The sequence below is a fragment of the Kitasatospora sp. NPDC004669 genome (genome assembly GCF_040609455.1).
Lineage (GTDB): Bacteria > Actinomycetota > Actinomycetes > Streptomycetales > Streptomycetaceae > Kitasatospora.
On the sequence record NZ_JBEXKB010000191.1, the window covers coordinates 1 to 2,744 of the forward strand.

Here is a 2,744-nt window from a genome sequence, read left to right on the forward strand (position 1 = left end):
CCCGCCCGGCCACCGCGCCGCAGACCGCGGTCACCCCGGACAACCTGATCTACGTCATCTACACCTCCGGCTCCACCGGCAGGCCCAAGGGCGTCGCCCTCAGCCACGCCAACGTCCTGCGCCTGTACAGCGCCACCCGCGAGCAGTTCGCCTTCGGTGCCGACGACGTCTTCACCCAGGCGCACTCCTACGCCTTCGACGTGTCGGTGTGGGAGATGTGGGGCGCCCTGCTGCACGGTGGCCGGGTCGTCGTCGTCCCGACCGACGTCAACCGCGCGCCCGGCGAGCTGCTCGACCTGCTGGTCGCCGAGCAGGTCACCGTGATGCTCCAGACCCCGACCGGGTTCCGGGCCCTCGCGGCCCTGGCCGGCGACGGCGACCCCCGCATCGACCGGCTCAACCTGCGGCTCGTCGGCTTCGGCGGCGAGAAGCTGGAGACCTCCGAACTCCAGCCGTGGGTGGACCGGATGGGCCTCGACCGGCCCGCCCTGGTCAACCTGTACGGGCCGACCGAGACGACCATGCACTGCGCCTACCACCGGATCGGCGCCGAGGACCTCCGGCGGCCGAGCCGCAGCAACATCGGGCGGCCGCTGCGCGACCTCTCCGTCCACCTGCTCGACGCCGATGGCCGGCTCGTCCCGGTCGGGGTGCCCGGCGAGATCCACGTCGGTGGCCCCGCGCTGGCCCTCGGCTACCTCGACCGGCCCGGGCTGACGGGGGAGAAGTTCGTCCCGAACCCCTTCGGTCCGGCCGGCTCCCGCCTCTACCGCACCGGCGACCTGGCCCGACGACTGCCGGACGGCTCGCTCGACTTCCTCGGCCGCGTCGACACCCAGGTGAAGATCCGCGGCTACCGCGTCGAGCTCGGCGAGATCGAGACCGCGCTGCGCCGGCACCCGGCCGTCCGCGCCGCGGTGGTGACCGTCATCGAGCGGGCCCAGGGCGCCAAGCAGCTCGTCGGCTACTACGTGCCGCAGCAGGGCACCGCACCGGCCGCCGCGCAGCTCCGCGAGCACCTCGCCGCCGACCTGCCCGCGTACATGGTCCCGACGGCGTTCGTCGCCATCGACGCCATCCCGCTCACCAGCAACGGCAAGCTCGACCACCGCGCGCTGCCCGCGCCCGACCAGGCGTCGTTCGCCACGGTCGAGCACGTGGCGCCGCGCACCCCGGTGGAGGAGCGGCTCGCGGCGATCTGGTCGGACGTCCTGGGCGTCGCCCCGGTCGGTGTCGAGGACAGCTTCTTCGACCTCGGCGGCGACTCCATCCGCGCCGTCCGCCTGATTGGTGCGCTGCGCACCGCCGGCTACGACGTCTCCATCCGCGACGTGTTCCAGTCACGGACGATCGCCGCGATGGCGGCGGGCCTCACCGGCCAGGGCGGCGAGTCCCTCGTCTCGGCCGTGGAACCGTTCGCGCTGATCGGCGACGGGGACCGGGCCGCGCTGCCGGCGGGCGTCGTGGACGCCTACCCGCTGTCCCAGATCCAGACCGGCATGCTCGTCGAGACGATGGCCGCCGGCCCGGCGGACCGGGCGGTCTACCACAACCTCAACTCCTTCCGGATCCGCGACGACCAGCCGTTCTCGCTGCCGGTCTTCCAGCAGGCAGTGGACGTCGTCGTCCAGCGGCACGACATCCTGCGCACCTCGATGCACCTGAGCGGCTACTCGCTGCCGCTCCAGCTGGTGCACGCCACGGCTGACTACCCGGTGACGCTGTGGGACCTGCGCGGCCTGGACACCGAGGAGCAGGAGCGCCGCAAGGCCGCCTACCTCACCCAGGAACGCGCCGTGGTCTTCGACCTGACGGCGGCGCCGCTCCTGCGGATGTCCGTCCTGGTCGAGTCGGACGGCTCGTGGCGGCTCAACTTCACCTACCACCACGCCGTCTCCGAGGGCTGGAGCTACAACGCCCTGATGATGGAGCTGGTGGAGTGCTACCAGCACCTGCGCGACGGCCGTGAGCTGCCCGCCTTCGAGGCGCCGGCCGTCCGGTTCGCCGACTTCGTCGCGGCCGAGCTGGAGTCGCTGGCCTCCGAGGAGGACCGCGCCTTCTGGCAGGACGTGGTGGCGGAGCACGCGCCGCTGCGGCTGCCGGAGTCGTGGGCCGCTGCGGAGCGCGACCCGCAGGACCGGCACGGTCTGCGCGTCCCGTTCCACGACCTGGAGGAGGGCCTGCGCACTCTCGCCGCCCGTGCGGGCACCTCGTTGAAGAGCGTGCTGCTGGCCGCGCACCTGAAGGTGCTGGGCTCGGTCACCTCGGACGAGGCCTTCCACACCGGTGTCGTCTATCACGGGCGTCTGGAGGCGCCGGGTGCGGAGCGGGTGCTGGGCATGCACCTGAACACGCTGCCGTTTCCCGCCACCCGGGCGTCCGGGACGTGGCGTGAGCTGGTGGAGCGGGTCTTCGCGCAGGAGTCCGAGATCTGGGCCCACCGCCGCTACCCGCTGCCCGCCGTCCAGCGCGACAGCGGCACCCGTGAGCGCCTGCTCACGGTGATGTTCGAGTACCTCGACTTCCACCACGTGGACGGCGAGACGGTCGACACCGACGCCGGCTTCAACGACGGCTTCAACGAGTTCGCGCTCAACGTGGTCCCCAACAACGGCCACCTCAACATGGCGACCAGCGGTGAGTTCCTGAGCCGTGAGGCGCTGGGGCGTTTCGCGGGGATGTACCGGCTGGTGCTGGAGGCGATGGCGGCGGACCCGGAGGGGGACGCGTCGGGTGTGGTGCTG

Annotated in this window: 1 protein-coding gene; it reads left to right on the plus strand. The window is 72.3% G+C overall.

Features of this window, described 5'->3' with window-relative positions; translation table 11 throughout:
• Window positions 1–2,744 (plus strand): amino acid adenylation domain-containing protein (locus ABZW30_RS46750; protein ID WP_355677453.1); only part of this gene is annotated, 2,744 nt, incomplete at both ends.